The organism is Vreelandella neptunia, from assembly GCF_022489065.1.
Taxonomy (GTDB): Bacteria; Pseudomonadota; Gammaproteobacteria; order Pseudomonadales; family Halomonadaceae; genus Vreelandella; species Vreelandella neptunia_A.
Map to the genome: position 1 here is coordinate 108,288 of NZ_JAKVTW010000002.1, position 24,174 is coordinate 132,461.

27 protein-coding genes are annotated in these 24,174 nt (G+C 56.0%); 16 read left to right on the top strand and 11 right to left on the bottom strand.

The features are described from left to right. Positions 1–3: 3 nt before the first annotated feature. From MLE19_RS04680 to coaBC, 3 genes are read right to left on the bottom strand one after another with little or no spacing between them, the layout of a single operon-like run. Positions 4–1,392 carry a phosphomannomutase/phosphoglucomutase gene (locus MLE19_RS04680; RefSeq protein WP_240716913.1) on the bottom strand — a complete coding sequence of 463 codons (1,389 nt, stop codon included), beginning with the start codon at positions 1,390–1,392 and terminating at the stop codon, positions 4–6. A 35-nt stretch (positions 1,393–1,427) separates the two neighbouring features. Beyond that, positions 1,428–1,886: a dUTP diphosphatase gene (gene dut, locus MLE19_RS04685; protein WP_240716914.1), complete on the bottom strand. Its 459-nt coding sequence runs from the start codon at positions 1,884–1,886 to the stop codon at positions 1,428–1,430. A 21-nt stretch (positions 1,887–1,907) separates the two neighbouring features. Further along, positions 1,908–3,197 (bottom strand): bifunctional phosphopantothenoylcysteine decarboxylase/phosphopantothenate--cysteine ligase CoaBC, encoded by a 1,290-nt coding sequence (gene coaBC / locus MLE19_RS04690; RefSeq protein WP_240716915.1) that lies wholly within the window; start codon positions 3,195–3,197, stop codon positions 1,908–1,910. A gap of 124 nt (positions 3,198–3,321) precedes the next feature. On the opposite strand from coaBC, the gene radC reads away from it, so the two are divergent. The 7 genes from radC (at position 3,322) to ald (ending at position 8,733) form a co-directional block, all read left to right on the top strand. Beyond that, the gene (radC, locus tag MLE19_RS04695) at positions 3,322–3,996 is read left to right on the top strand and encodes a RadC family protein (protein WP_240716916.1); all 675 of its coding nucleotides are present in this window, start codon (positions 3,322–3,324) and stop codon (positions 3,994–3,996) included. Positions 3,997–4,267: 271 nt separating this feature from the next. Then, positions 4,268–4,504, top strand: coding sequence for a 50S ribosomal protein L28 (gene rpmB / locus MLE19_RS04700; RefSeq protein WP_096282194.1), 237 nt, complete (start codon positions 4,268–4,270; stop codon positions 4,502–4,504). A 52-nt stretch (positions 4,505–4,556) separates the two neighbouring features. Continuing rightward, positions 4,557–4,712, top strand: coding sequence for a 50S ribosomal protein L33 (gene rpmG / locus MLE19_RS04705; protein ID WP_007111734.1), 156 nt, complete (start codon positions 4,557–4,559; stop codon positions 4,710–4,712). Positions 4,713–4,867: 155 nt separating this feature from the next. Beyond that, positions 4,868–5,707: a bifunctional DNA-formamidopyrimidine glycosylase/DNA-(apurinic or apyrimidinic site) lyase gene (gene mutM, locus MLE19_RS04710; protein WP_240716917.1), complete on the top strand. Its 840-nt coding sequence runs from the start codon at positions 4,868–4,870 to the stop codon at positions 5,705–5,707. A gap of 60 nt (positions 5,708–5,767) precedes the next feature. Then, positions 5,768–6,958 carry a class I SAM-dependent rRNA methyltransferase gene (locus tag MLE19_RS04715; protein ID WP_240716918.1) on the top strand — a complete coding sequence of 397 codons (1,191 nt, stop codon included), beginning with the start codon at positions 5,768–5,770 and terminating at the stop codon, positions 6,956–6,958. A gap of 46 nt (positions 6,959–7,004) precedes the next feature. Continuing rightward, positions 7,005–7,439, top strand: a complete 435-nt coding sequence (locus MLE19_RS04720; protein ID WP_240716919.1) for an acyl-CoA thioesterase — start codon at positions 7,005–7,007, stop codon at positions 7,437–7,439. 175 nt (positions 7,440–7,614) lie between these two features. After that, on the top strand, positions 7,615–8,733 hold the full coding sequence (gene ald / locus MLE19_RS04725) for an alanine dehydrogenase (RefSeq protein ID WP_240716920.1): 1,119 nt from the start codon (positions 7,615–7,617) through the stop codon (positions 8,731–8,733). Positions 8,734–8,792: 59 nt separating this feature from the next. On the opposite strand, the gene MLE19_RS04730 is transcribed toward ald, so the two are convergent. After that, positions 8,793–9,041, bottom strand: coding sequence for a SlyX family protein (locus tag MLE19_RS04730; protein ID WP_240716921.1), 249 nt, complete (start codon positions 9,039–9,041; stop codon positions 8,793–8,795). Positions 9,042–9,153: 112 nt separating this feature from the next. On the opposite strand from MLE19_RS04730, the gene MLE19_RS23005 reads away from it, so the two are divergent. Continuing rightward, entirely contained in the window at positions 9,154–9,699 is a 546-nt protein-coding gene (locus tag MLE19_RS23005) for a cold-shock protein (RefSeq protein ID WP_276322333.1), read from the top strand. Positions 9,700–9,793: 94 nt separating this feature from the next. On the opposite strand, the gene MLE19_RS04740 is transcribed toward MLE19_RS23005, so the two are convergent. The 7 genes from MLE19_RS04740 to map form a co-directional block, all read right to left on the bottom strand. Further along, complete coding sequence (locus MLE19_RS04740; protein WP_240716922.1) at positions 9,794–10,183, bottom strand: hypothetical protein; 390 nt, start codon at positions 10,181–10,183, stop codon at positions 9,794–9,796. Then, a complete protein-coding gene (dapE, locus tag MLE19_RS04745; RefSeq protein WP_240716923.1) occupies positions 10,180–11,352 on the bottom strand; it encodes a succinyl-diaminopimelate desuccinylase in 1,173 nt (390 codons plus the stop codon). The genes MLE19_RS04740 and dapE overlap by 4 nt, the downstream gene beginning before the upstream one ends. After that, complete coding sequence (gene dapD / locus MLE19_RS04750) at positions 11,339–12,364, bottom strand: 2,3,4,5-tetrahydropyridine-2,6-dicarboxylate N-succinyltransferase (protein WP_240716924.1); 1,026 nt, start codon at positions 12,362–12,364, stop codon at positions 11,339–11,341. Before dapD ends, dapE begins: the two co-directional genes overlap by 14 nt. A gap of 62 nt (positions 12,365–12,426) precedes the next feature. After that, on the bottom strand, positions 12,427–12,771 hold the full coding sequence (locus MLE19_RS04755; protein ID WP_240716925.1) for a Spx/MgsR family RNA polymerase-binding regulatory protein: 345 nt from the start codon (positions 12,769–12,771) through the stop codon (positions 12,427–12,429). Between the two features lie 26 nt (positions 12,772–12,797). Continuing rightward, entirely contained in the window at positions 12,798–13,994 is a 1,197-nt protein-coding gene (gene dapC, locus MLE19_RS04760; protein ID WP_240716926.1) for a succinyldiaminopimelate transaminase, read from the bottom strand. Between the two features lie 89 nt (positions 13,995–14,083). After that, positions 14,084–16,759 carry a [protein-PII] uridylyltransferase gene (locus MLE19_RS04765; protein ID WP_240716927.1) on the bottom strand — a complete coding sequence of 892 codons (2,676 nt, stop codon included), beginning with the start codon at positions 16,757–16,759 and terminating at the stop codon, positions 14,084–14,086. Then, the gene (gene map / locus MLE19_RS04770; RefSeq protein ID WP_240716928.1) at positions 16,759–17,550 is read right to left on the bottom strand and encodes a type I methionyl aminopeptidase; all 792 of its coding nucleotides are present in this window, start codon (positions 17,548–17,550) and stop codon (positions 16,759–16,761) included. The genes MLE19_RS04765 and map overlap by 1 nt, the downstream gene beginning before the upstream one ends. 2 nt (positions 17,551–17,552) lie before the next feature. Here map and MLE19_RS04775 point away from each other — a divergent pair, with 2 nt between their 5' ends. The 8 genes from MLE19_RS04775 (at position 17,553) to ispC (ending at position 24,157) form a co-directional block, all read left to right on the top strand. Further along, complete coding sequence (locus MLE19_RS04775; RefSeq protein WP_240716929.1) at positions 17,553–17,708, top strand: hypothetical protein; 156 nt, start codon at positions 17,553–17,555, stop codon at positions 17,706–17,708. Positions 17,709–17,885: 177 nt separating this feature from the next. Then, entirely contained in the window at positions 17,886–18,635 is a 750-nt protein-coding gene (gene rpsB / locus MLE19_RS04780; RefSeq protein WP_240716930.1) for a 30S ribosomal protein S2, read from the top strand. Between the two features lie 276 nt (positions 18,636–18,911). Then, positions 18,912–19,781, top strand: coding sequence for a translation elongation factor Ts (tsf, locus tag MLE19_RS04785; protein ID WP_240716931.1), 870 nt, complete (start codon positions 18,912–18,914; stop codon positions 19,779–19,781). Positions 19,782–19,902: 121 nt separating this feature from the next. Continuing rightward, positions 19,903–20,685 carry a UMP kinase gene (gene pyrH, locus MLE19_RS04790; RefSeq protein ID WP_240716932.1) on the top strand — a complete coding sequence of 261 codons (783 nt, stop codon included), beginning with the start codon at positions 19,903–19,905 and terminating at the stop codon, positions 20,683–20,685. Position 20,686: 1 nt separating this feature from the next. Continuing rightward, positions 20,687–21,244 carry a ribosome recycling factor gene (frr, locus tag MLE19_RS04795; RefSeq protein WP_240716933.1) on the top strand — a complete coding sequence of 186 codons (558 nt, stop codon included), beginning with the start codon at positions 20,687–20,689 and terminating at the stop codon, positions 21,242–21,244. A 93-nt stretch (positions 21,245–21,337) separates the two neighbouring features. Then, complete coding sequence (gene uppS / locus MLE19_RS04800) at positions 21,338–22,126, top strand: polyprenyl diphosphate synthase (RefSeq protein ID WP_240716934.1); 789 nt, start codon at positions 21,338–21,340, stop codon at positions 22,124–22,126. Further along, the gene (locus MLE19_RS04805; RefSeq protein WP_240716935.1) at positions 22,119–22,949 is read left to right on the top strand and encodes a phosphatidate cytidylyltransferase; all 831 of its coding nucleotides are present in this window, start codon (positions 22,119–22,121) and stop codon (positions 22,947–22,949) included. The genes uppS and MLE19_RS04805 overlap by 8 nt, the downstream gene beginning before the upstream one ends. Then, positions 22,946–24,157, top strand: a complete 1,212-nt coding sequence (gene ispC, locus MLE19_RS04810; RefSeq protein ID WP_240716936.1) for a 1-deoxy-D-xylulose-5-phosphate reductoisomerase — start codon at positions 22,946–22,948, stop codon at positions 24,155–24,157. The genes MLE19_RS04805 and ispC overlap by 4 nt, the downstream gene beginning before the upstream one ends. The last annotated feature ends 17 nt before the right edge of the window (positions 24,158–24,174 follow it).

Sequence of the window (24,174 nt, forward strand, 5' to 3'; positions counted from 1 at the left end):
TATCTAATTAATGGGCAGCTCAATATCTGGCGCGACGCGCTGTAGCGCGTTATTAAAAACCGATCTAATGCGAGCCAAGGCGGCATCGTCTTTACCTTCAAAGCGCATCACCAGGGCTGGGGTGGTATTGGAAGCGCGACATAAACCCCAGCCATCTGGGTAATCTACGCGGATGCCGTCCAGCGTGGTTTTGATACCTTCGCCGAAGTCGCCCTCGCGAGCAAGCTTATCCACTAGAGAAAATTTGTTAGCGTCGGTAACTGCGATATTAATTTCTGGGGTGCTAACGTCTTGAGGAAAGTGGGCAAAAAAGGTGTCGGCGTCCTCATGCTGGTTGGCGAGAATCTCTACCAGTCGAGCGGCAGCGTAAAGGCCATCGTCAAAACCATACCAGCGCTCTTTGAAAAAAATGTGCCCGCTCATCTCGCCACCTAGTTGAGCACCCGTCTCCTTCATCCGTGCCTTGATGAGTGAGTGGCCGGTACGCCACATCTCAGGTTCACCGCCTGCCTCGCTAATCACCTTGACTAGATTACCGGTGCACTTGATATCAAAAATGACCTTGGCGCCGGGCTGTCGCGCGAGCATATCGGTGGCAAATACCATCAGCAGGTGGTCGGGATAAATCAGCTTGCCCGAGGGTGTTACGACGCCTAAACGGTCGCCATCTCCGTCGAAGGCCAGGCCAATATCAGCGCCGGTTTCTTGCACCTTGCGCATCAGGTCCTGCATGTTTTCCGGTTTGCCGGGATCAGGGTGGTGATTGGGGAAGTGACCATCAATCTCGGCGAATAGCGGCGTCGTTTCAATACCCAGGCGCGTTAATAGCTGTGGGCCAAGCTCCCCGGCTACCCCATTGCCGCAGTCAACCACGGCTTTGATCGGCCGGTTGATCTTAACGTCACTTAAAATACGCGCTAAATAGGTTTCGCGAATATCCTGCTGGGTGATGTTGCCCGCACCGCTCTCCAACTTTCCGGACTGAATACGCTCAAACAGGGCGGTGATGGCATCACCTGAGAGCGTTTCGCCGCCCAGCACGATTTTAAAGCCGTTATAGTCAGGCGGATTATGGCTACCGGTGACCATCACGCCTGACTGAGTGCCATCCAGTATATGAGTGGCAAAGTAGAGTACCGGCGTGGGCACCATGCCGATGTCGATGACGTCGCATCCTGCGGCAGTCAGGCCGCGCATCAGCGCTGTTTGCAGCCGAGCGCCGGAAAGGCGACCGTCTCGAGCAACCACCACGCTGGACTCACCACGCGCGGCAGCTTCCGAGCCCACGGCACGACCAATCAGTTCAACCGTTTCTACTGTGAGCGTGTCGTCCACAATGCCGCGTATATCATAGGCGCGGAAAATCGAAGCGGGTACGGTCTGTGCGTTCATAAAGCTTCCCGTTATAAAAACATGCCTACAGAGCGTTACTGGCTACCGGTGCTGCCAAAGCCGCCGCTACCACGCGTAGAGTCTTCAAAGGCGTCCACAAGCGTGAGTTCGGCTTGCACCACGGGTACCAGTACGTACTGAGCTAGCCGGTCAAAAGGCGCCAGCGTAAACGTGCTCTGTCCGCGGTTCCATACCGAAATCATCAGTTCGCCCTGGTAATCCGAGTCGATTAAACCCACCAAATTGCCTAGCACGATGCCGTGTTTGTGTCCTAAGCCGGAGCGGGGAAGAATCATGCCCGCCAAGCTCGGGTCTTCAATATAGATGGCAATCCCGGTACGCACGAGCTGACATTCGCCGGGAGCCAGCGTCAATGGCTCGTCCAGCAGTGCGCGCAAATCCATGCCTGCAGAGCCCGTTGTTGCGTAAGCGGGTAGGTAGTCGTGCAAACGCTCATCCAATACTTTGCACTGTAGGCGGGGGCGGGCACTCATAGGAACTCTCCAGAAGTGATGTCAGGTATTTTTTTGAGCCGCTTTCGTAGATAGCAGCGCTAATGCTTGGCTGAGAATGGTCGCGGCCAGTTGAGTCTTCGGCTGGGGTGGCTCTGCGCGGCTCTCTATGCCGTCTACGGTGCGCCATAGTAACCAGGCCGCATTCTGATCGCTGCCGAATCCCAGGCCCGCCTGAGAAACATCGTTAGCCACAATCATGTCTAGCCCTTTGCGCTGTAGTTTATCTCGGGCGTAGCGCTCAACCTCTTGGGTTTCGGCGGCAAAACCCACGACAAGAGGGCGCTGCTCCACGGGCAGCGCGGCGACACTGGCGATAATGTCGGGATTTTTAACTAGGGTCAGGGTGAGCGTATCGCTATCGTCCTGCTTTTTAAGCTTGTGCTCGGCGGGGGCTGCCGCACGATAGTCGGCGACCGCCGCGCAGCCAATAAAAACCCCTGCCAGGGGCGCTAGCCGCTGCGCCTCTGCGTACATCTGCTCGGCGGACTCAACGTCAATTCGTGTGACGCCTTGGGGCGTGGGTAGGTTAACCGGCCCGCTGATCAGCGTCACCCGCGCCCCTTGTGCCACTGCCGCCGCGGCGAGAGCAAAGCCCATCTTCCCTGAGCTGTGATTGGAAAGGTAGCGCACCGGGTCTAGCGGTTCCCGCGTAGGCCCAGCAGTGATGACCACGTGAGGAGCGCTGGCCGAGGCATCGGGATACTGGACGAAAGGCGCTGAAAACAGGGCCGTCACGACACTGAATATCTCTTCAGGCTCGCTCATGCGACCAGGCCCTACATCACCACAGGCTTGATCACCTGCGTCGGGGCCTATCTGCTGCCAACCATCTTGCTGAAGCTGCTCTACGTTGCGCTGGGTAGCGGGGTGGCGCCACATTGCCTGGTTCATTGCTGGGGCAATCAGTTTAGGCGCTTCTGACGCTAAGCAGAGCGTGGTGAGCAAGTCGTCAGCCATGCCATGCACTAATCGAGCGATTAAGTCGGCGGTAGCGGGAGCAATCAGCACCACATCCGCCCAGCGGGCCAGCTCAATATGGCCCATGCCTGCTTCGGCGTCGGGGTCGAGTAAGGAGGTGCGCACAGGCTCACCCGAGAGCGCCTGCAGCGTCAGTGGGGTAATAAAGGCTTGAGCCCCACTGGTCATTACGACGCGCACCTCGCAGCCTGCTTGCTTGAGCAGGCGCACAATCAACGCGCTTTTATAGGCCGCGATGCCTGCGCTAACACCGAGTAGCACCCGCTTGCCAGCGAGCGTCGGGGTATGGGTTGCGTTAACAACAGAAGCCATGTCAGTGATCCACATCAGCGTTCGTGAGGAGGCTTACCATACCACTGGCATCACCAATTTGGCATATTGGGGGTAAACAAGGTTAAGCTAGGTTTAATGAGGCTGAGCAACACAGGAAGCTGCGATGGGAATCAATCACTGGCCAGAGGGTGAGCGGCCCCGGGAAAAGTTATTAAATGCGGGTGCTCAGGCGCTATCAGATGCCGAGTTACTGGCGATTTTTTTGCGCGTCGGGGTACAAGGACGTTCCGCGGTCGATTTGGCGCGTGATTTACTCAGCAGTTTCGGTGGCTTGCGCCAACTGCTCGAAGCCGATCAAGCGAGCTTCTGTGCTGCGCGAGGTTTAGGCAGCGCTAAATACGCCCAGCTTCAGGCCACCCTTGAGCTATCGCGTCGCCATTTGGCTAGTCAACTGGCGCGTGGTAATGCACTAACATCGCCTGCCTTGGTGCGTCACTATCTGAGTTCACAACTACGCCATTTAGGGCATGAAGAGTTTGCGGTGCTTTTTTTGGATACCCAGCACCGAATTATTCGCTATGAATCGTTGTTTCGCGGTACCCTAGATAGCGCATCTGTATACCCCCGCGAAGTTGCCAAGCGCGCATTAGAACTTAGCGCTGGCGCTGTTATCCTGGCTCATAACCACCCTTCTGGTGTGGCAGAGCCAAGCGACGCTGATCGACGTATCACTGAACGTTTAAAAGATGCACTCGCACTTTTTGAAGTGCGCGTGCTGGATCATTTCGTGGTGGGAGATGGAGAAGTGGTCTCTTTTGCCGAGCGTGGTTGGCTATAAGCAGAATAGGCGCGTAGTACATCGCGCGAAATTGTCTAAGAAAAATGAGCAGAAAGGCGCTTTTTTCACCTTTTTAGCTGGTTTTTCTTGCTGCTAGTCGGGCGCTCTGGTATAAAGTGCCTCCTTTAAACTTGGGTTGAATAACGGATTTGGATAAAGCTTGGCGGTTAACGGCGTCGACACCTTCCCTTCCGGTCCGCCCGACAGTTTTGAACACTCAGGCTATTTTATCCTGGTCAAGTATATGCTGGCCAAGCAGTTGGAGGCTCTAATGTCCAAAGTATGTCAGGTTACCGGCAAGCGTCCGGTAACTGGAAATAACGTTTCACACTCAATGCGTAAGACACGTCGTCGTTTCTTGCCAAACCTGCACACCCATCGTTTTTGGGTTGAGTCTGAAAACCGCTTCGTCAAGCTGCGCGTTTCCACTAAAGGAATGCGTATTATTGATAAAAACGGTATCGACGCAGTGTTGGTTGGTATTCGTAAGCGCGGCGACGCTATCTAAGCCAGCTTTTTGGCCAAGCGTTTCGGACCAAGTATTTTGGAAGGATTAAACCATGCGCGATAAAATCAAGCTGGTGTCTAGTGCCGGTACAGGTCACTTCTACACCACTGATAAGAACAAGCGGAATACTCCGGATAAGTTCGAATTCAAGAAGTTCGACCCGGTTGTCCGTAAGCACGTTATCTACAAGGAAGCCAAGATCAAGTAATCGCGTAAGCGATTATGATCGGCTTTCTCTGCAGGCGAGCGCCTGTTCAAAAACCCGGCCTCAAGCCGGGTTTTTGCATGCATGTCTTTTACATATCGCATCTCGCTAAACCACCTTCATTTGGCTGTCACTACAAGCCGGTACGATGACTAACTATGCCCGAACTGCCCGAAGTTGAAACGACCCGACGCGGGATTGCTCCTTATATTGAGGGTCAGGAAGTTACCGAAGTGTTGGTGCGTCAGCCGCGGCTGCGTGTGCCTGTGCCGGATGATTTGGCCGAGCGTTTGGTGGGCGCGCGCATTGGCGTATTGAAGCGACGTGCTAAATACCTGCAAATACCGATTCAGCAAGTAGCAAAGCCCGATGCTGGGGGCGGCACCTTGTTATGGCACTTGGGCATGTCGGGTAGCCTACGTATTGCCAGGGTGGGTGATCTGCCTAAAAAACATGATCATGTCGATGTGGTCACGGCCAGTGGCTATGTGTTGCGCTATCACGACCCCCGTCGTTTTGGCTTTGTGGATTGGCAGGCCGATGACGAAGCGCGGGATAAGCGTCTGGCGCACTTGGGTCCTGAACCGCTATCTGATGCGTTTAATGGCAAATGGCTCTACACGCTTTCGCGCAATAAGCGCGTGGCGGTAAAGCCCTTTCTGATGGATAACCAGGTAGTAGTGGGGGCCGGTAATATTTATGCTGCAGAAGCGCTGTTTATGGCGGGCATTGATCCGCGCCGTGCGGCGGGCAGAGTTTCCCGTGCTCGCTATGACGCCCTAGCCCTTGCCGTGAAAGAGGTGCTCGCGGCGGCCATTACCCAAGGTGGGACAACGCTGCGGGATTTTGTCAGTGGCCAGGGAGAGCCCGGTTATTTTGCTCAGCGCCTTAATGTTTATGGCCGCCACGGTCAGCCCTGCTTGCGCTGTGGCACGGAGCTTCGCCGTATTACGCTTGGCCAGCGCGCCAGCGTGTTCTGCCCCGGCTGTCAGCGCTGATGCCTACCGATAAGTGCTAACGTTTTACTTAAGTTTTGCTTACGATTTTTGGAGATTGCTGTGACCCAACGCCTGCGCCTGAATAAGAATGCTGACCGCCGCCTCAAAGCGGGCCATCTCTGGATCTACTCCAATGAGGTAGATATCAAAGAGACGCCGCTTAAAAACTTCGCGGCAGGCGAAACCGCCCTGGTAGAAGCCTCCAACGGAAAAGTCATGGCGGTGGCTTACGTTAATCCCCATTCACTAATTGCGGCCCGGGTCATGTCTCGCGACCCCGAAATGCGTTTGGATCGTTCGCTGTTTGTGCACCGCTTTAATCAAGCGTTGGCACTGCGCCAGCGCCTCTATGCGCAGCCGTTCTACCGCTTGATTCACGGTGAAGGTGACTTGCTGCCGGGTCTGGTGATTGACCGCTTTGGCGATGTATTAGTGGTGCAGCTCAATACGGCGGGTATGCAGGCGTTGGCGGATGAAATTGTTGATGCCTTGGAAAAAGTCATCAAGCCGGAAGTGATCGTCTTCCGTAACGATACCGGTGGTCGTCGTCAGGAGGGGCTTGAGGCTCACATTGAGGTCATCAAAGGCACGCTGCCCGACGAAGTAGTGCTCGAAGAGAACGGCGCTCGCTTTGTGGTGCCGGTGCTTAACGGTCAAAAAACCGGCTGGTTCTTTGATCATCGCGTTAATCGCGAATGGATCAATCGTCAGGTGGAAGGTAAACGCGTGCTGGACGTATTCAGCTACGTGGGTGGCTGGGGCGTGCAGGCGGCCGTTCATGGTGCGAAAGAGGTGCTGTGCCTGGACTCTTCAGGCCCGGCGCTGGATCAAGTAGCCCGCAACGCCGAGCTGAATGGCGTGCAGGATAAGGTGGCGGTTAGCGAGGGTGATGCGTTTGAAGCGTTAGCAGCATTGAAGGCAGAGGGTGAGGAGTTCGACGTGATCATTCTTGATCCGCCTGCCTTCATCAAAAAGCGCAAAGATATTCCTAACGGCGAGCGTGCCTATGCCCGTTTGAACCGCGAAGCCATGCGACTGCTGGGTCGTGATGGTCTGCTACTGTCAGCCTCTTGCTCCATGCACCTAGCGCCCGAGCGGCTAATGGATGTCGTACGTGGTGCGGTTCGTCACCAGGATCGTCACGGTCAGGTGATTTTCCAAGGCCACCAAGGCCCCGACCACCCGGTGCACCCGGCTATCCCGGAAACGTCTTACCTGAAGGCGTTGGGTATGCGTGTGTTCCGTGACTAGCTCACGGGTAGAGTAGAGAGTAAGCAGGGTACTGAGGAGCTAAGCGATGGAGTGGGTGCTGCCCGAGCCTTTTGTGATCGATATCCGCGTAGGCGATGAGTCGATAGATGCGTATCACCACGTTAACAACAGCGAGTACCTGCGCTGGGTTGAGCAGATTAGCTGGGCGCACTCTGAAGTCCTCGGCTTGTCAATTGAGCGTTACCGCGAGCTTGATCGCGCCATGGTGGTGCACCGTCACGAGCTGGATTACCTCGCGCCCGCTTTTGTGGGTGATGAGCTGCAGTTGGCGACCTGGATTGTCGATTGTGATGAGCGTTTCAGTTTAACGCGGCGTTTTCAGCTAATACGCGTAAGCGATGCGAAAACGCTGCTGAATGCGCGCACTCGCTTTGCCTGTGTGGCGCTCACCTCGGGGCGCCCCAAGCGCTTACCTGAGGAGTATCGGCGCATTTACGGCGGCGCGGTTGTTGTGGAGTGACATAGTATGAAGTGGAATTTTTCGTGCAGAACCGGCAGTCGCTAGATTTTTCTCCTAAAAAACGCCTTAACCGGCGTTTTTTTTGTTTTGCGTTTCTGGGGTGGTGGTCAACGTTCGCTGTGCTGTAATTTGCGTAACAAGACTGCTGACCTTTTAAAAGCACAGGAAAAAAGCAATGAAAATCGCCGTCCCCAAAGAGATTAAAAACCACGAATATCGCGTAGCCTTAACGCCGACCGGCGCCCGGGAGTTAGCCGGGCGTGGCCATCAGGTAAGCGTTCAGGCGGGCGCCGGTGAAGGTGCTGGCTTTGATGATGCTGACTACCAAGCCGCCGGTGCGCAGATAGAAGCCGATGTAGAGGTTTTGTGGCGCAATGCCGAGCTAATCCTCAAGGTAAAAGAGCCGCAGCCGGATGAGGTGGCGCGCCTCACCCCGCAGCACACGCTGTTTACCTATCTGCATCTGGCCGCCGAAGAGCCCCTAACCCGTGGGCTGATGGAGAGCGGTGCCACCTGCATCGCCTATGAAACGGTGACCGATGCCCGCGGCGGCTTGCCGCTTCTGGCCCCTATGAGCACCGTAGCCGGTCGAATGGCTGTTCAAGCCGGTGCTCACAGCCTGGAGAAAGCCCAGGGCGGGGCAGGCGTGCTGCTGCCCGGCGTGCCCGGTGTGGCGCCGGGTAAAGTCACTGTCATTGGTGGCGGTGTGGTAGGTGAAAATGCGGCTCGTATGGCGCTGGGGTTAGGCGCAGAGGTCACCATTCTGGATAAATCCCTGGCGCGGTTGGAAGTGTTGGATGATCGCTATCAGGGGCGCATCAAGACGGTGTACTCCACCGCTGACGCGCTGGAAATTGCCACCCGCGAATCGGATATGATTATTGGTGCAGTGCTGGTGCCCGGTGCCGCTGCGCCTAAATTAATCACCCGCGCCATGCTGGCGGATATGAAGCCTGGCAGCGTGCTGGTCGATGTAGCGATAGATCAGGGCGGCTGTTTTGAAACCAGCAAGCCCACCACTCACGCCGAGCCGACCTATATCGTCGATGGGGTGGTGTACTACTGCGTGGCCAATATGCCCGGCGCGGTCGCGCGTACGTCTACCCAGGGACTGACCAACGCTACGCTGCCGTTTGTGCTCGCGCTGGCGGATAAAGGCTGGCAGCAGGCGTTACGTGACGATCCGCACTTTCTACCGGGCCTTAACGTGCACGCAGGCCAAGTGACTTATCAAGCAGTGGCAGACGCCTTTGGGTTGGAAAGTAACGACCCTGCGAGCGTTGTTGGCAGCTAAGCGTTTGAATGCTCGTTGCTGGCGGCTAATCAATTAGTCGCATTGGGGCTATCGCCAGCTCAGTAGTGGGGTGGTAGTTCATCCTCAGGGCGCTGGCCGCCCTGAGTCTCGTTTGATTGCAGTGCCTGGTGCTGCTCACGCAGGCGTTCGCGCATCAGGCCACTAAGTTGCTCAAGTTTTTCCAGGCGGCGCTCCTGCTGAACCACTGCTTGATCCAGGGTGTCCAGCCAGTGCTCTTGATGGGCTAAGCGGCTCTCTAAAGATTCAAGACGTTGAGCCAGGTCAGCAGGCGATAATTCGTGGGTCATGATATCATTGCAACCTTATGTAGTAGTATGCCGGTGCTATTGGGAATGGGCCTGATAGTGCAGGTATTGTCCTTCGTCTGTTACCCATACAACAAGAGAGCTTTTTTTTTCTATGAATCCAAAAGTTGTGTTTCGCTGTTTCTTAATCAGTGTATTACTAGCCGCCCCTACGCCACTTCTGTTGGCGGGGATTGTTCATTTAACCGATAGTGCCCTCGCCGAGCTGTGGATGGCCGAGTTGGCAATCAGCGGTGTTAGTGGTGTCTATATTGCCGTGGCCATAGGGTGTTTTATTGTTCTTTGTATTGGCACATTAGCATCTGCTGCTTTTGCGCCCTCAGTAGTTGTGGCGCCTGATGTGGTGGCGCGTCCTAAGCCAGCATCGCGTCAACCTCAAGCCGCGGCTCCTATGGATGATGATGAGGAAGAAGACATCATCGATCCCAATGATGGCCGTGAAGAGGGTGAAGTAAAGTGGTTCAATACCAACAAAGGCTACGGTTTTATAACCCGCGATAATGGCGAAGATGTGTTTGTACACTTTCGCGCCATCCGTGGTCGTGGCCCGCGTATGCTAGCAGAAGGCCAAATTGTGCGTTATCACGTGATTAAAAATGAGCGTGGTTTGCAGGCCGATGATGTGAGCATTATTGAGTAAGCTTAAGGGCTGACATGGTATCGTCAGCCTAGTAGTGACTGTTGATAGTAAACGACCCCGCCTTGGCGGGGTCGTTTGCGTTATAAGGAGCGTGTTAGCGGCCAGAATCTGGCCACTCTATTGCACCCTCTTTGCCGTCGGGAAATACCTGCCAGAAACGGTCAGGGTCATCGCCGGGATGCCAGCCGCCTAACGAACAACGCACCTCGGTCTGAAGGGCTTCCGCTGCTTGCTGGGCGCAATCCTGGTCCGTTATCCAAGGAGTGTGATTACTATCAAACCATAGGCTGGCAAAGCCATCGGCGGCCTTGTCTACCAGCAATACCGGCACGCAGTCACCCTGGTATTGGCCTCGGGTTTTCCATTGCCCTTTACCAGCGGGGCTAAGCGGGGGCGCTATTAGTGTGTTTTTTAGCCACTCATTGAGGGCATCAAGCGAGACGCTGGCCAAGTAAATCTCAATATCGGGATAACGCTCCATCATACGTTTACCTCGCCGGGTGTGAATAACGCTTGCAGCGTCGCTTCATAAATCCGGCTTAAGTCGTCCAGGTCGCTTGCGCGAACGCGCTCATTGACCTTATGGATGGTGTCGTTGAGAGGGCCTAGTTCAACTACCTGGGCGCCCAGTGTGGCAATAAAGCGGCCATCCGAGGTGCCGCCGCTGGTAGAGAGCGTCGGGCGCTCGCCGGTAACCGCTTGAACGCCTTTAATGGCGGCATCAACAAGCGCGCCTTCCGCGGTCAAAAACGGCTCACCGTTGAGCGTCCAATCTACCTGATACTCCAATTCATGCCGGTCTAAAATGGCCTCCGTGCGCGCTTTGAGCTCATCAGAGGTCACCTCGGTGGAGAAACGAAAGTTAAACACCACTTCCACATCGCCAGGAATCACGTTGGTGGCGCCCGTTCCCGCGCGTAGATTGGAAATCTGAAAGCTGGTGGCCGGGAAAAAGTCGTTGCCCGCGTCCCAGTGCTCGTTGACTAGCGCATCCAGCGCTGGCATCGCCTGATGAATGGGGTTGCGGGCTAAGTGCGGGTAGGCCACGTGGCCCTGCACGCCCTTAATATGCAGGGTAGCCCCCAGCGAGCCGCGGCGTCCGTTTTTGATCACATCGCCTAGGCGCGTGGTCGAAGATGGCTCGCCGACAATGCAGTAGTCGAGACGCTCATTGCGCTCGCGCAGATGCTCCACCACCGCGCGAGTGCCGTCCACCGCAGGGCCCTCTTCATCGGAGGTAATAAGAAAGGCGATGCGCCCATCATGCTCTGGGTGATTAGCCACAAAGCGCTCAACGGCAGTCAGCATTGATGCCAGACTACCTTTCATATCCGCAGCGCCGCGTCCGCACAGCATGCCCTCATCATCAATGCAGGGCTCGAACGGTGGGTACTGCCAGTTGGTATAGGGGCCGCTGGGCACTACGTCGGTGTGGCCAGCAAAGGCCACCACGGGGCCATGATGGCCACGTATGGCCCAAAAATTCTTCACATCGCCAAACGGCAGTCGCTCAATATGAAAGTCGAGCGCTGTTAAGCGCTCGATCATGAGTTCCTGGCAGCCTTCGTCGTCCGGCGTTACCGAGGCCCGGCTGAGCAGCTCAAAGGCGAGCGTGAGCGTTGGCGATAGCTCTTCAGGCTCAGTTGTGCGCATGCAGCGCCTCGTTCAGGGCGATAGCGCTTTTATTGGTCAAGCACTCAATGCGGCCATTCTGGGAATTGCGGCGCCACAGCTGATCGTCTTGGCCGGCCAGCTCGCGGGCGGCGACTGTGTTCACTTCCTGGCCTTGATCGTCGAGCAGGGTCACTTTGGAGCCAGCGGTGATATAAAGCCCTGCTTCTACCGTGCAGCGGTCACCCAGCGGAATGCCGATACCCGCGTTGGCGCCGATCAAGCAACCTTCACCCACTTTAATAACGATATTGCCACCCCCGGAGAGCGTGCCCATGGTTGAACAGCCACCGCCCAAGTCGGAGCCTTTGCCAACCATCACACCCGCCGAGATGCGGCCTTCAATCATGCCGGGGCCTTCAGCACCCGCATTGAAGTTGACGAAGCCTTCGTGCATCACGGTCGTCCCTTCGCCCAGGTAAGCGCCTAGACGTACCCGTGCTGTGTCAGCAATACGGATGCCGGTAGGTACCACGTAGTCGGTCATCTTGGGGAATTTGTCGACGCAGTCCACGGAGAGTGCGCGGCCCGCCATACGCGCTTTCAGCCGGCGTGCGGGTAGCTCTTCAATATCGATCGCGCCTTCGTTGGTCCAGGCAATATTGCGCAGTAGGCCAAACATGCCAGTAAGGTCGAGGCCGTGGGGCTTGACCAGTCGGTGCGACAGCAGGTGCAGTTTTAAGTACACCTCTGGCGCGGTTTGCGGTGGCTGGTCGGTGTCCAGAAACATGGCAACCAGCGGGCGTTGGCTAGCGGAAAGTGCTTCAGCAAGCTCTGCCTGGGTAGAGTGCCCCGCAGCTTCTAACGCTTTGGCCAGGCGTGTGCAGTCTTCCGGCAAAAAGCTAATCGCGGCGTTGCCTTGGGGGGCGTCCAGGGCCTGTTGGGCAGCTTCCACTAGGCTTGCTGGTGGGTTGAGCAGCGGGGCTGGATAATAGATTTCCAACCAGTCGCCCTGAGTGTTTTGGGTGCCGATTCCAAGTGCAAAGCTCAGCATAAGAGGGTGTCCTGTGGTGATAGGTTCTAGATAAAAGCGATAAAGAAAGAGGGAGTAATAGTCTACCCGCTCAGTTTGTCGTAATCGCCATCTCGATAGCCGACTAAAATGGTTGATTCGCTGACTTCCAGCAGTGGTCGCTTAAGCAGCGTGGGGTGCTTCATCAGCAGTTGGCGGGCCGAGTTGGCGTCGTAATCTTTTTCGCCATCAGAAAGCTCGCGCCAGGTTTTGCTGCGTTTGTTAATGACCTCCACCAGCGGCACGCGATTTAAAATATGCTCCAACAGCGCAGCAGAGAGACCATCTTTGCGCAGATCGTGGGTTTTATACAGCAGCGCTTTCTCATCCAATGCTTTACGCGCTTTGCGGCAGGTATCGCAGGTATCGATGATATACAGCGTCAGCATACGACCTCCATGGAGTGTTGGTTAAGTTAACCGCGCTCGACGAGATGACGGATTCGCTGGGCGGCTTCAAGGGTGGGTGCTAATTCAGCCACTAACGCTAGACGCAAACGCCCAGCGCCGGGGTTAACGCCATTTTTACCCGTGCGGCCCATTAGGCTGCCGGGCAGTACGCTAACGTGCTGCTCGGCAAACAGTCTCTGCATGAAGGCGATATCGTCGCCACCCGGCACTGCAGGCCACAAGTAGAAACTCGCCTCAGGGTTGGGAAAATCCATAACGGGGGCAAGCACATCGGTGACCGCACTGAATTTTTCCCGATAGGCGTCGCGATTGGCGCGCACATGCTGCTCATCCTGCCAGGCAGCGATAGAAGCGTGCTGCAGTGGTAGCGACATGGCGCAGCCGTGGTAGGTGCGGTAGCGCTTAAACGGCGTCAGCAGGCTTGCATCGCCCGCCACAAAGCCAGAGCGCAGCCCCGGAAGGTTGGAGCGCTTGGAAAGCGAGTGAAACACCACGCAACGGCGGTAGTCGTCGCGGCCCAGCTCGGCGCAGGCTTGCAGCAGCCCAGGTGGTGGGGCTGTTTCGTTGAGGTAGAGCTCCGAGTAGCACTCGTCCGAGGCGATAATGAAGTCATGTTCGTCAGCAAGCGCAATCAGTTGCTTAAACTCATCAAGGGGTGTGACCGCGCCGGTGGGGTTGCCTGGAGAGCAGATAAAGACGATTTGCACATCGCGCCACGTCGCACTGGGCACGGCGCTAAAGTCGGGACGAAAATCGTTTTCCGCAGTGCAATCTAAATAGAGCGGCTGTCCGCCTGCCAGCAGCGTCGCGCCTTCATAAATCTGATAAAACGGATTGGGTACCGCGACTTTCGCCGGCCGAGTCCGATCCAGAGCTGCCTGTACAAAGGCGAAAATCGCTTCCCGAGTGCCGTTGACCGGCACCACGTGGCGTTCGCTGTCGAGGTCGCGCAGTTGGAAGCGTTGGCTTGCCCAGCTGGCGATGGTTTGGCGCAGCGCGGGCAGGCCATTGGTCGCCGGGTAGCGGGCCATTTCCAATTGGTGCGCTACTAAGGCCTCAAGCGCCGCAGGGTAGGGCGCGTGCTGGGGCTCGCCAATAGTCAGCGGAATGTGGGTGAGCTCCGAGGGTGGTGTGAGCTCTGCCTTTAGCGCGGCCAGCTTTTCAAACGGGTAGGGATGCAGGGCGTCAAGGTCGGCGTTCATGATGTGTCCGTTGATGGCTGGCGGCGGAAACCGTCGATTATAGGCAAGCCCCGGTGTAGGCTCAAACCTAACCGAGACTGTGGAAAGGCTTAAACCCCCAATACCTCTATCAAGCGTTCACGCAGCTGCTGTTGACGCTCGGGGTCGGTCAGCGGTTCGCCTGCCTTGGTAGTGATGAAAAAGACGTCTTCTACCCGCTCGCCGAGGGTGGCGATCTTTGCTGCTGAAAGCGAGATATCCTGCTCCATGAAGATACGCCCGACCCGGGCCAGCAGGCCGGGGCGGTCGGGGGCCGTTAGCTCCAGCAGCGTGCGCTCATTGGCCGGATCCTGCTCAATCAGCACTTCCGTGGGCACCTTGAAGTGCTTGAGCTGTCGCGGCGTATGGCGCGTAACGATATTCGGGTAGTCGTCCGGGTCATCAAGCTCTTCGACCAAGTGCTGGCGCATCTCTTCAATGTGGCCCGGGTCACGTATAGGCTGGCCGTGGCTGTCGAGCACAATAAAGGTGTTGAGCGTCCAGTCGTTGTGGGAAGTGGCGATGCGAGCATCGTGGATAGAAAGGCCCAACTGCTCCATGGCGGCCGCCGTTGCAGCGAAAAGATCATCCACCGAGCGGGTATGGATAAATACCTTGGTGCCGCCTTCGGCCATGTCGGCGGTGGGGGCACTGATCAGTACCAGGGGCAGTGGCGACTGGTTGTGTTTGAGTATGCCCTGGGTCTGCCAGACGATTTCACTGGGGGCGTACTGGAGAAAGTAGTCTTCTCCCAATGACTCCCAGAGATGGTCAATCTGCTCCCTGTTGACGCCAATGGTTTGCAGTAGAGAGCGAGCTTCCGTACGCGTTTCGCGCACCCAGTCGTCACGGTCGGGCGGATTATTCAAGCCGCGGCGCAATGCACGTTTGGTCTCGGCATGCAGCTGGCGCAGCAGCGATGCCCGCCAGCCGTTCCATAGGGTTGGATTGGTCGCGTTGATATCGGCGACGGTGAGCACGTAAAGGTAGTCCAGGCGGGTTTCATTGCGCACGACCAGGGCGAAGTCACGAATCACGTCGGGGTCGCTGATATCGCGCTTTTGTGCTGTCATCGACATCAGCAGATGGTGCTCCACCAGCCAACTGACCAGGTTGGTGTCGTGGGGCGAGATATGGTGGCGGTGGCAAAACTGTTCAACGTCCCGGGCGCCGATTTCCGAGTGGTCACCGCCGCGGCCCTTGCCAATATCGTGAAACAGCCCCGCCATCCACAGCAGATCCAGCTTGGGTAACTGTTGCATCAGCGCTGCCGCCACTGGGAAGTCGCCTTTAGCTTCTGGTTTGCGGAACCCGTGTAGAAACTTAAGCAGCCGCAGGGTGTGGGCATCGACGGTATAGATGTGGAACAGATCGTGCTGCATCAATCCTACGGCGCGGCCAAACTCGGGCAGGTATTTGCCCAGAATGCCGTAGCGATTCATGCGCCTCAGCTGGCGCGGTACGTTGCCAGGGGCGCGCATAATGGCCATGAACAACCGCTGGTGGCGTGGGTCTTCCCGATAGTGATCGTCAATCTGATGGCGGTGGTCACGAATCAGTCGGATGGTGTCGGCGCGTACCCCTTCAATTTCGGGATGCTTGGCCATCAACAGAAATAGCTCCAGCATCGCTGCCGGTCGCTCGCGGAACAGGTTGCGCGAGCGCACTTGAATATAGCCGCCCTTGGTTTCAAAGCGCTCGTTCAATTTAACGGTGGTCAGCGCCTCTTTGCCGCGCAGAATCACTTCATCGAAATGCTGCAGCAGCATATCGTTAAGGCCCGCGAGCGCGGTGACGTGGCGGTAGTAGCGCTTCATGAACTGCTCAACCGCGAGGCGCTCAGGCGTATCGCGGAAGCCAAACATTTCGGCAATGGTGCGCTGATGATCAAACAGTAGGCGGTCTTCGGCGCGGTCGGTGAGCATATGCAGGGCATAGCGTACCTGCCATAAAAACGCCTGCCCCTGGCTTAAAATGCGCAGTTCGGCGTCGTTCATAAAGCCGTTGGCGACGATGTCGGTGTACTGCTCGGTGCCGAAGTGACGCTTGGCGACCCAACCAATCATCTGGATATCGCGCAGACCGCCGGGGGAGCTTTTAAGATTCGGCTCCAGGTGATACTCGGAGTTGTTGTAACGGTAGTGGCGGGCGATCTGCTCCTGCCACTTGGCCTCAAAGAAGCGGTCGGCAGGCCAGATGTGCGCGGCGCTGAGACGCTCGCGCATCGCTTCGCGCAGCGTCTCCGGCCCTGCAATCAGGCGAGATTCGAGCAGGTTGGTGATCACCGTCACATCTGCTTCAGCTTCCCGTTCGCAGTCGTTGAGCGAACGCACGCTGTGGCCAATCTCTAAGCCAATATCCCATAAAAAAGTAATAAAGGCGGTCAGTGGCTCACGATAAGCGGTGTCGTCATCCTGCTCCAATAGCAGCAGCAGATCGATATCCGAGTGAGGGTGTAATTCACCACGGCCGTAGCCGCCCACCGCCACCAGTGCGATGCCGTCATCGGGCCATTCGTGCTGCGCCCAGGCAATGGCCAATAGCTGATCCAGGTACCAGGCGCGACCACGCACGAGATCGCGAATATCCGCTCCGGCGCGAAACTGATCGTCCAGTCGCGCCTGTAACTCGCGCAGGGCGGCTTTAAAGGGGGCCACCGGGGAGCGCGAACCGGCAAGCTCAGCGCGAAAAGCGTCCAAATCGTAAAGCGAGGTGTCCGGCTCAAACCGGTAGTGGTGAAGGAGCATCAGTTGGGCAAAAAACTGAAGTCTTCATCGCTGCGCGCTGTCAGCACTTCAACGCCAGTCTCGGTGACCAGCAGCGTATGTTCCCACTGGGCGGAAAGCGAGCGGTCTTTGGTGACGGCAGTCCAACCATCGCGCAGTACTTTGGTTTTATAGCCGCCCACGTTAATCATCGGTTCGATGGTGAAGCACATGCCTGCTGCGAGCTTAATGTCGGCATCCGGCGCGTAGCCATCGTAGTGTAGAAACTGAGGTTCCTCGTGAAACTCGGCGCCAATGCCATGGCCGCAGAAGTCTCGAACCACGGAGTAGCCGTGCTCTTCGGCGTGCTTTTGGATCACCCGGGCGAGTTCAGACAGGCGCACGCCAGGCTTCACCAGCTCGATGCTTTTATACAGGCACTCTTGGGTGATGCGGCACAGACGTTCGCCCTGAATCGTCTCTCCTACCACGAACATGACACTGGAGTCGCCGTGGTAGCCCGCAGTCGTCTTAACGGTGATATCCAAATTCATGATATCGCCTTTTTTAAGCAACTTTTCATCGTCGGGGATGCCATGGCACACCACATGGTTAAGTGAGGTGCAGGTCGCTTTGGGAAAGCCATGGTAATTCAGTGGCGCCGGGGTTGAGCCCAGCTCATTAACAATATAGTCGTGGCAGAGCCGGTCAATTTCACCCGTGCTGATCCCCGCCTGCACATGAGGAGTGATCATTTCGATGACGCTAGCCGCTTGGCGCCCGGCTTCGCGCATGTGTTCGATTTCAGAAGGCGTCTTGATAGGAACGTTCATGAATGCTCGATATGGATGCAGAATGGAAAATTGAATGGCGCAATTTAAGACCGTCAAACGGGGTGCGACTTCATCTTGGCAATGATCTATGGTATAAAGCCGCGCGCTTTCCTGCAATCGTGATTCCGAGCTTCTTTGTTGGCTGGGGAGCACGCTGAAGGGCGGGGCGATGAATCTGTAGTGTGCCACTAAGGGGCGCACCACTTAACTACCAAGCCTTAAAAACACACATGCACCGGCACATGGTCCCGGGTGCCGCTGGCAGCGTCTAACGTCGTCAACGGTCGGATCCATGGGGTGCGTGGAGGCCTAACCCGAGTTTGAGGAGTTTTACCATGTCTCACGTTAATATGCGTGACCTGCTTAAAGCAGGCGCTCACTTCGGCCACCAGACCAAGTACTGGAACCCGAAAATGAGCAAATTTATCTTCGGCGCGCGCAACAAAATTCACATCATCAACCTTGAGCACACCCTTCCGGCGCTGAACGAAGCGATCGATGTGGTCGAGAAGATGGCGGCATCCAACAACAAGATTTTGTTTGTTGGCACCAAGCGCAGCGCGAGCAAGGTAATTAAAGAAGAAGCTAACCGTGCTGGTCAGCCCTTCGTCAACCATCGCTGGTTGGGCGGCATGTTGACCAACTTCAAGACCATCCGTCAGTCGATTAAGCGTCTGCGTGATCTTGAAACCATGCGCGAAGATGGCACCTTCGAGAAGCTAACCAAGAAAGAAGTCTTGATGGCGACTCGTGAGCAAGACAAGCTTGAGCGTTCTATCGGCGGTATCAAGAACATGGGCGGTCTCCCGGACGCGCTGTTCGTTATCGACGTTGACCACGAGCGTATTGCGATCAACGAAGCCAACAAACTGGGCATTCCGGTTATCGGCGTGGTGGATACTAACTCCAACCCCGATGGCGTTGATTACGTAATCCCAGGCAACGATGACTCTATCCGCGCTATCCAGATTTACGTTAAAGCAATTGCGGATGCGTGTGGTCGTGCCAAAGAAGGTAACGCGCAAGAGTTTGTTGAAGTGACCGAAGAGGCCGCTGCAGCTGAAGACAACACTGCCGCCGAGTAATCGCAGCAGTGGATGCGGTGAGCAGGTCTGCCGCATCATGATATAAAGAGAGGGGGCTATGCCCCCTTTTTCCCGCTACAGGTTTCTAACAGTGAATTTCTAGCGATAGATAACTCACGACAGATGAAGCCTCTAGTCGGGACGAATTAGCCGGCAGCGTGATACCGGCACCGCAATACAGAGACATAGGGCAGAGTGATACATGATGGTCATTTATCAAGCCTATACTCTGTGTTGCGTCTAACTCTCATAGAACCATTTCAGAGGTGAATTCTCATGGCAGCTATTAGCGCCTCTCAGGTCAAGGAACTTCGCGAACGTACCGGTCTCGGCATGATGGAGTGTAAAAAAGCACTCACCGAAACCGATGGTGATATCGAAGTTGCAATCGAAAACCTGCGCAAAAATTCAGGCCTTAAAGCGGCGAAGAAAGCTGATCGCGTTGCCGCGGAAGGTGTTGTTGTTACCCGTGTTGCCGAAGATGGCAGCTACGGTGTGATGGTTGAAATCAACTCCGAGACCGACTTTGTCGCTCGTGATGACAACTTCATTGCGTTTGCTGACAAAATCGCCGGTGCTTTCTTCACTGCTAAAAGCGAAGATGTTGCCGCCGTTATGGCTGGCGAGCTGGAAACTGCTCGTGAGCAGTTGGTTCAGAAAATTGGTGAGAACATCGGCGTGCGTCGTGCTGTCGTTGTAACCGCTGCTGACGGTGGCTTGGTAGGTGAGTACGTCCACGGTGGTCGTATTGGCGTTCTAACCGTGTTGACTGGTGGTACTTCGCAAGTGGCGAAAGACGTTGCGATGCACGTAGCGGCGATCAACCCTGCGGTTGCGCACCCTGCCGATATGCCCCAAGAGCAGCTTGATGAGGAAAAAGCGATTATCCTGGCCCAGCCGGATATGGCGGGTAAGCCGGAGCAGATCGCTGAGAAAATGGTTCAGGGCCGCTTGAAAAAGTACCTGGCAGAAAACAGCCTGACCGAGCAGCCGTTTGTTAAAGACCCGAACCAGACCGTTGCTGAGTTCGTCAAAGCAGCGGGCGGCGAAGTGGTTGGCTTTACGCGCTTTGAAGTTGGCGAAGGCATCGAGAAAGAAGAAGTCGACTTTGCTAAAGAAGTTATGGAACAGGCTGGCCGTCGCTGAGGTCAGAGGTTTCAGAAAGAAGATGGCGTGCGCGCGAGCGCACGCCTTCGCGTATCCGGCCCCTGTATAAAATGGGGCTACCCCGCCTGCCTGTGTTCAGGTCTGCCTCAGGAGAGATGCCATGTCACGTGATGTTGAAGAGCCTACCCCCCACGTAGCACCCAGCAAAGGCAAAGCTGAGAGTTCAAAGTCAAAATACAAACGTATTTTGCTTAAGCTTTCTGGCGAAGCATTAATGGGTGAACACGATTTTGGTATTGACCCTAAGGTGCTTGACCGCATGGCGCTGGAGATTGGTCAGTTAGTCGGCATTGGGGTGCAGGTGGGTATCGTCATTGGCGGTGGCAATCTATTCCGCGGTGCGGCACTCAATGAAGCAGGCATGGATCGCGTGACCGGTGACCATATGGGTATGCTGGCCACCGTGATGAATGCGCTGGCAATGCGAGATGCCTTAGAGCGTTCCAATATTCGTTCGCGGGTGATGTCTGCTATTCCGATGAGCGGCGTGGTAGAGCATTATGATCGGCGCACCGCGATTCGCTATTTAACCTCAGGGGATGTGGTGCTGTTCTCTGCAGGAACCGGGAATCCTTTCTTTACCACCGACTCTGCTGCTTGTTTGCGTGGCATTGAAGTGGACGCCGACGTGGTTATCAAGGCGACCAAGGTGGATGGTGTCTACAATAAAGACCCAGTGAAGCACCCTGATGCTGTGAAGTATGACCAGCTCTCTTACGATGACGCCCTGGATCAAAAGTTGGGCGTTATGGATTTGACCGCTATCTGCCTGGTACGTGACCATAATATGCCGGTGCGGGTATTTGATATGAATAAGCCTGGTGCCCTGCTGAATATGGTAGTAGGGGGTAAGGAAGGCACGCTGATATACAGAGGGGAATGACGTGATCAACGATATTAAGAAAGATGCCGAATCGCGCATGAAAAAAAGCGTTGAGGCGCTGAACAGTAATTTTAATAAGATTCGCACCGGTCGTGCTCACCCAAGCATTCTGGACGCCGTGACGGTGGACTATTACGGCAGCCAAGTGCCGCTGAGCCAAGTAGCGTCGGTCAACGTTGAAGATGCTCGCACGCTAACGATTGCGCCTTGGGAGCAAGGCATGGTGCAAAAGATCGAAAAGGCCATCATGACCTCTGATCTTGGCCTCAATCCAGCCAGTGCGGGTAACGTGATCCGTGTGCCGATGCCGATGCTCACTGAAGAGACGCGCAAGGGTTACATCAAGCAGGCGCGCAGCGAAGCCGAGAATGCCCGCGTTGCTATTCGCAACGTACGCCGTGACGCTAATGGTGATTTCAAATCGTTGTTAAAAGATAAAGATATTACCGAAGACGATCAGCGTGAAGGTGAAGACGCAATTCAAAAGTTGACCGACAAGTATATCGCCGAGATCGACAAGGCGTTGGTCGCGAAAGAGCAGGATTTGATGCAGGTATAAACCTGTGTTTTATGCAGCCGCGGGCAGCTTATGCTGCCCGTTTTGCCACACTCAGGCTGGTTTTTTTATGACTGATTTTTGGTGCGAGAATCCATGACGCCACCGCAGCTTCCTGAAGAGCAGCCAGACGACGCTTGCGCGCCTTCATCGGCCGGGGATGCTCCGCCATCTCACGTTGCTATCATCATGGATGGCAATAATCGTTGGGCCCGCGCACGCGGGCTTTCAGGCGTTCGTGGTCATCGCGCGGGCGTAGAAACCGTTCGTGCGGTGATTCAGCGGGCCGCCGAGCGGGAAGTGAAAACGCTGAGTCTGTTCGCCTTCTCCAGTGAGAACTGGAAGCGCCCGGCGGCGGAGGTCAACGCGCTGATGGAGCTGTTTTTGATGGCGCTCAAGCGCGAAGTCAAAAAGCTCAATGAGCGTAATGTTCGTCTCTCGATTATTGGCGAGCAGCGCGGCTTTTCCCACGCCATACAAAAGCATATTCAGCGTGCAGAAGCCTTAACCGCGCATAATACCGGTATGCACTTGGTGATTGCCGCCAACTATGGCGGGCAATGGGACATCGCCCGTGCGGCGCGTACCCTGGCTGAACAGGTGGCGGCTGGTGAGTTATCGCCTGCCGCGATTGACGAGGAGTGCTTTGACACCGCAATGGGAGTTGCTGATGTGCCGCCAGTGGATCTGTGTATTCGTACCAGTGGTGAGCAGCGGCTGTCTAATTTCATGCTTTGGCAATTGGCCTATGCTGAGCTGCATTTTTCACCGTTGCTATGGCCCGATTTCGGTGCGGAAGCGTTTGATGCAGCATTAGACGACTTTTGTCGGCGCCGTCGTCGCTTTGGTATGACGGACGAACAAATAGAGGCGCAAGGTGCTTAAACAGCGGATTATCACCGCAGCCTGGCTGGCACCGCTGGTGTTGGCTGGCCTGTTTGGATTAGACGGCGGCGCCTTTGCGCTCTTTACGGCCCTGATGGTACTACTCGCCACCTGGGAGTGGGCTAATCTGGCCAGCGTTACCCGGACGTTGCAACGTGCCCAGTTAGTGGCCGTGATGGCGGCATTAATGCTGGCCATGTGGCTGACCGGTGCCGCCACGTCGATATGGCCGCTTTGGCTGGCTGCTGCAGGCTGGCTGGCCAATCTCTACTGGGTAACCCGCTACCCTGCTGCAGGTCATCAGTGGCAAGCAACCACGCGACGACTGGCGATGGGGTTATGGGTGCTGTTGCCCTGCTGGGTGGGCTTTAACGTTCTACGTGATATCGGTATGGCTTGGTTACTGTTTGTGCTGCTGCTGGTGTGGTGTGCGGATATCGGCGCCTATTTTGTAGGGCGCAACTGGGGGAAGCGTAAATTGGCGCCCCATGTAAGCCCTGGCAAATCCTGGGAGGGCGTTTATGGCGGCTTAGCGGCGACTGCTATTCTGGCCATACTGTTTGCGCTGTGGTTGCCGCTGGGCCTAGTGGGCGGCATTACCCTGATGCTGGTCACCGCTGTGGTCACGTTGGCCTCTGTGCTGGGGGATCTTCTCGAGAGCATGCTTAAGCGCTACCGCAATATCAAAGACTCAAGCCAGCTGCTTCCCGGCCATGGTGGGGTGCTTGATCGCATGGATAGTCTCACTGCGGCAATTCCATTGTTTGCGCTGTTCTATGTGGAAGTGCTTGTTGAGGTATTTGCTCAGGTGCAACCGCTATGAGCCAGTCCGTCCATCAACAAGCGGCAATGCAGCGCGTGACGGTGCTTGGGTCGACGGGCTCGATCGGCACCAGTACATTGGATGTGATTGGCCGCCACCCTAACCGCTATAGCGTCCACGCGCTTACCGCGCACACCTCGAAAGAGGCTTTGTTAGCGCAGTGTTTAACGCACCGTCCAGCGGTCGCCGTTCTGGATGATGAAGCTGATGCCGCTTGGCTGCGCCAGGAGCTCAAGCGTGTCGGCCAACAAACCGAGGTTAACGCAGGTCCAGAGGCACTGTGTGAGGTTTCCCGAGACGCGAGCGTAGATTGTGTGATGGCGGCCATTGTAGGTGCTGCGGGATTGCTCCCTACGCTGGCAGCTGCTGAGGCTGGGAAGCGGGTGCTGCTGGCCAACAAAGAGGCGTTAGTGATGAGCGGCGCGCTGTTTATGGACGCCGTTTCAAGGGCGGGCGCAACACTATTACCGATTGATTCCGAACATAATGCTATCTATCAGTGTCTACCAGCGGAGCATCGCGGTGGCTTGGCGCGCCACGGTATTAGCCAACTGATGCTGACAGCCTCTGGCGGGCCGTTTCGTACCTGGAGTCAAGCTGATATTGATAAGGTTACTCCCGAGCAGGCCTGTGCGCACCCAAACTGGTCAATGGGACGTAAAATTTCAGTAGATAGCGCCACGTTGATGAATAAAGGGCTGGAGCTTATAGAGGCATGCTGGTTGTTTGATGCTAAGCCCGAACAGATTCAAGTGGTGGTGCACCCACAAAGCGTGATTCACTCCATGGCGGCGTATCATGATGGTTCGGTGATTGCGCAGTTAGGTAATCCTGATATGCGCACCCCCATTGCGTATGGGCTAGCGTGGCCTGAACGGATTGATGCTGGGGTCGAAACACTCGATCTTTTTCAAGTGGCGCGGCTCGATTTTGAAGCGCCTGATGAAGACCGTTTTCCTTGTCTGAGGCTTGCTCGTCAAGCGATGCAGCAGGGCGGGATGGCGCCTGTTGTGTTAAACGCGGCTAACGAAGTTGCGGTTGAAGCATTCCTGCAGCGTCAGTTGGGTTTTACGGCGATTGGACAGCTGGTAGCCGATATTTTATCGCGTCCCTACGAAGGGCAGGTCGACAATCTTGCAAGCGTTTTAGCTACCGATCGATGGGCACGGCATCAGGCGTTGGAACTGGTAACTAGGTGGTCCGCTTAAGCATTCGCTGGGCTGGT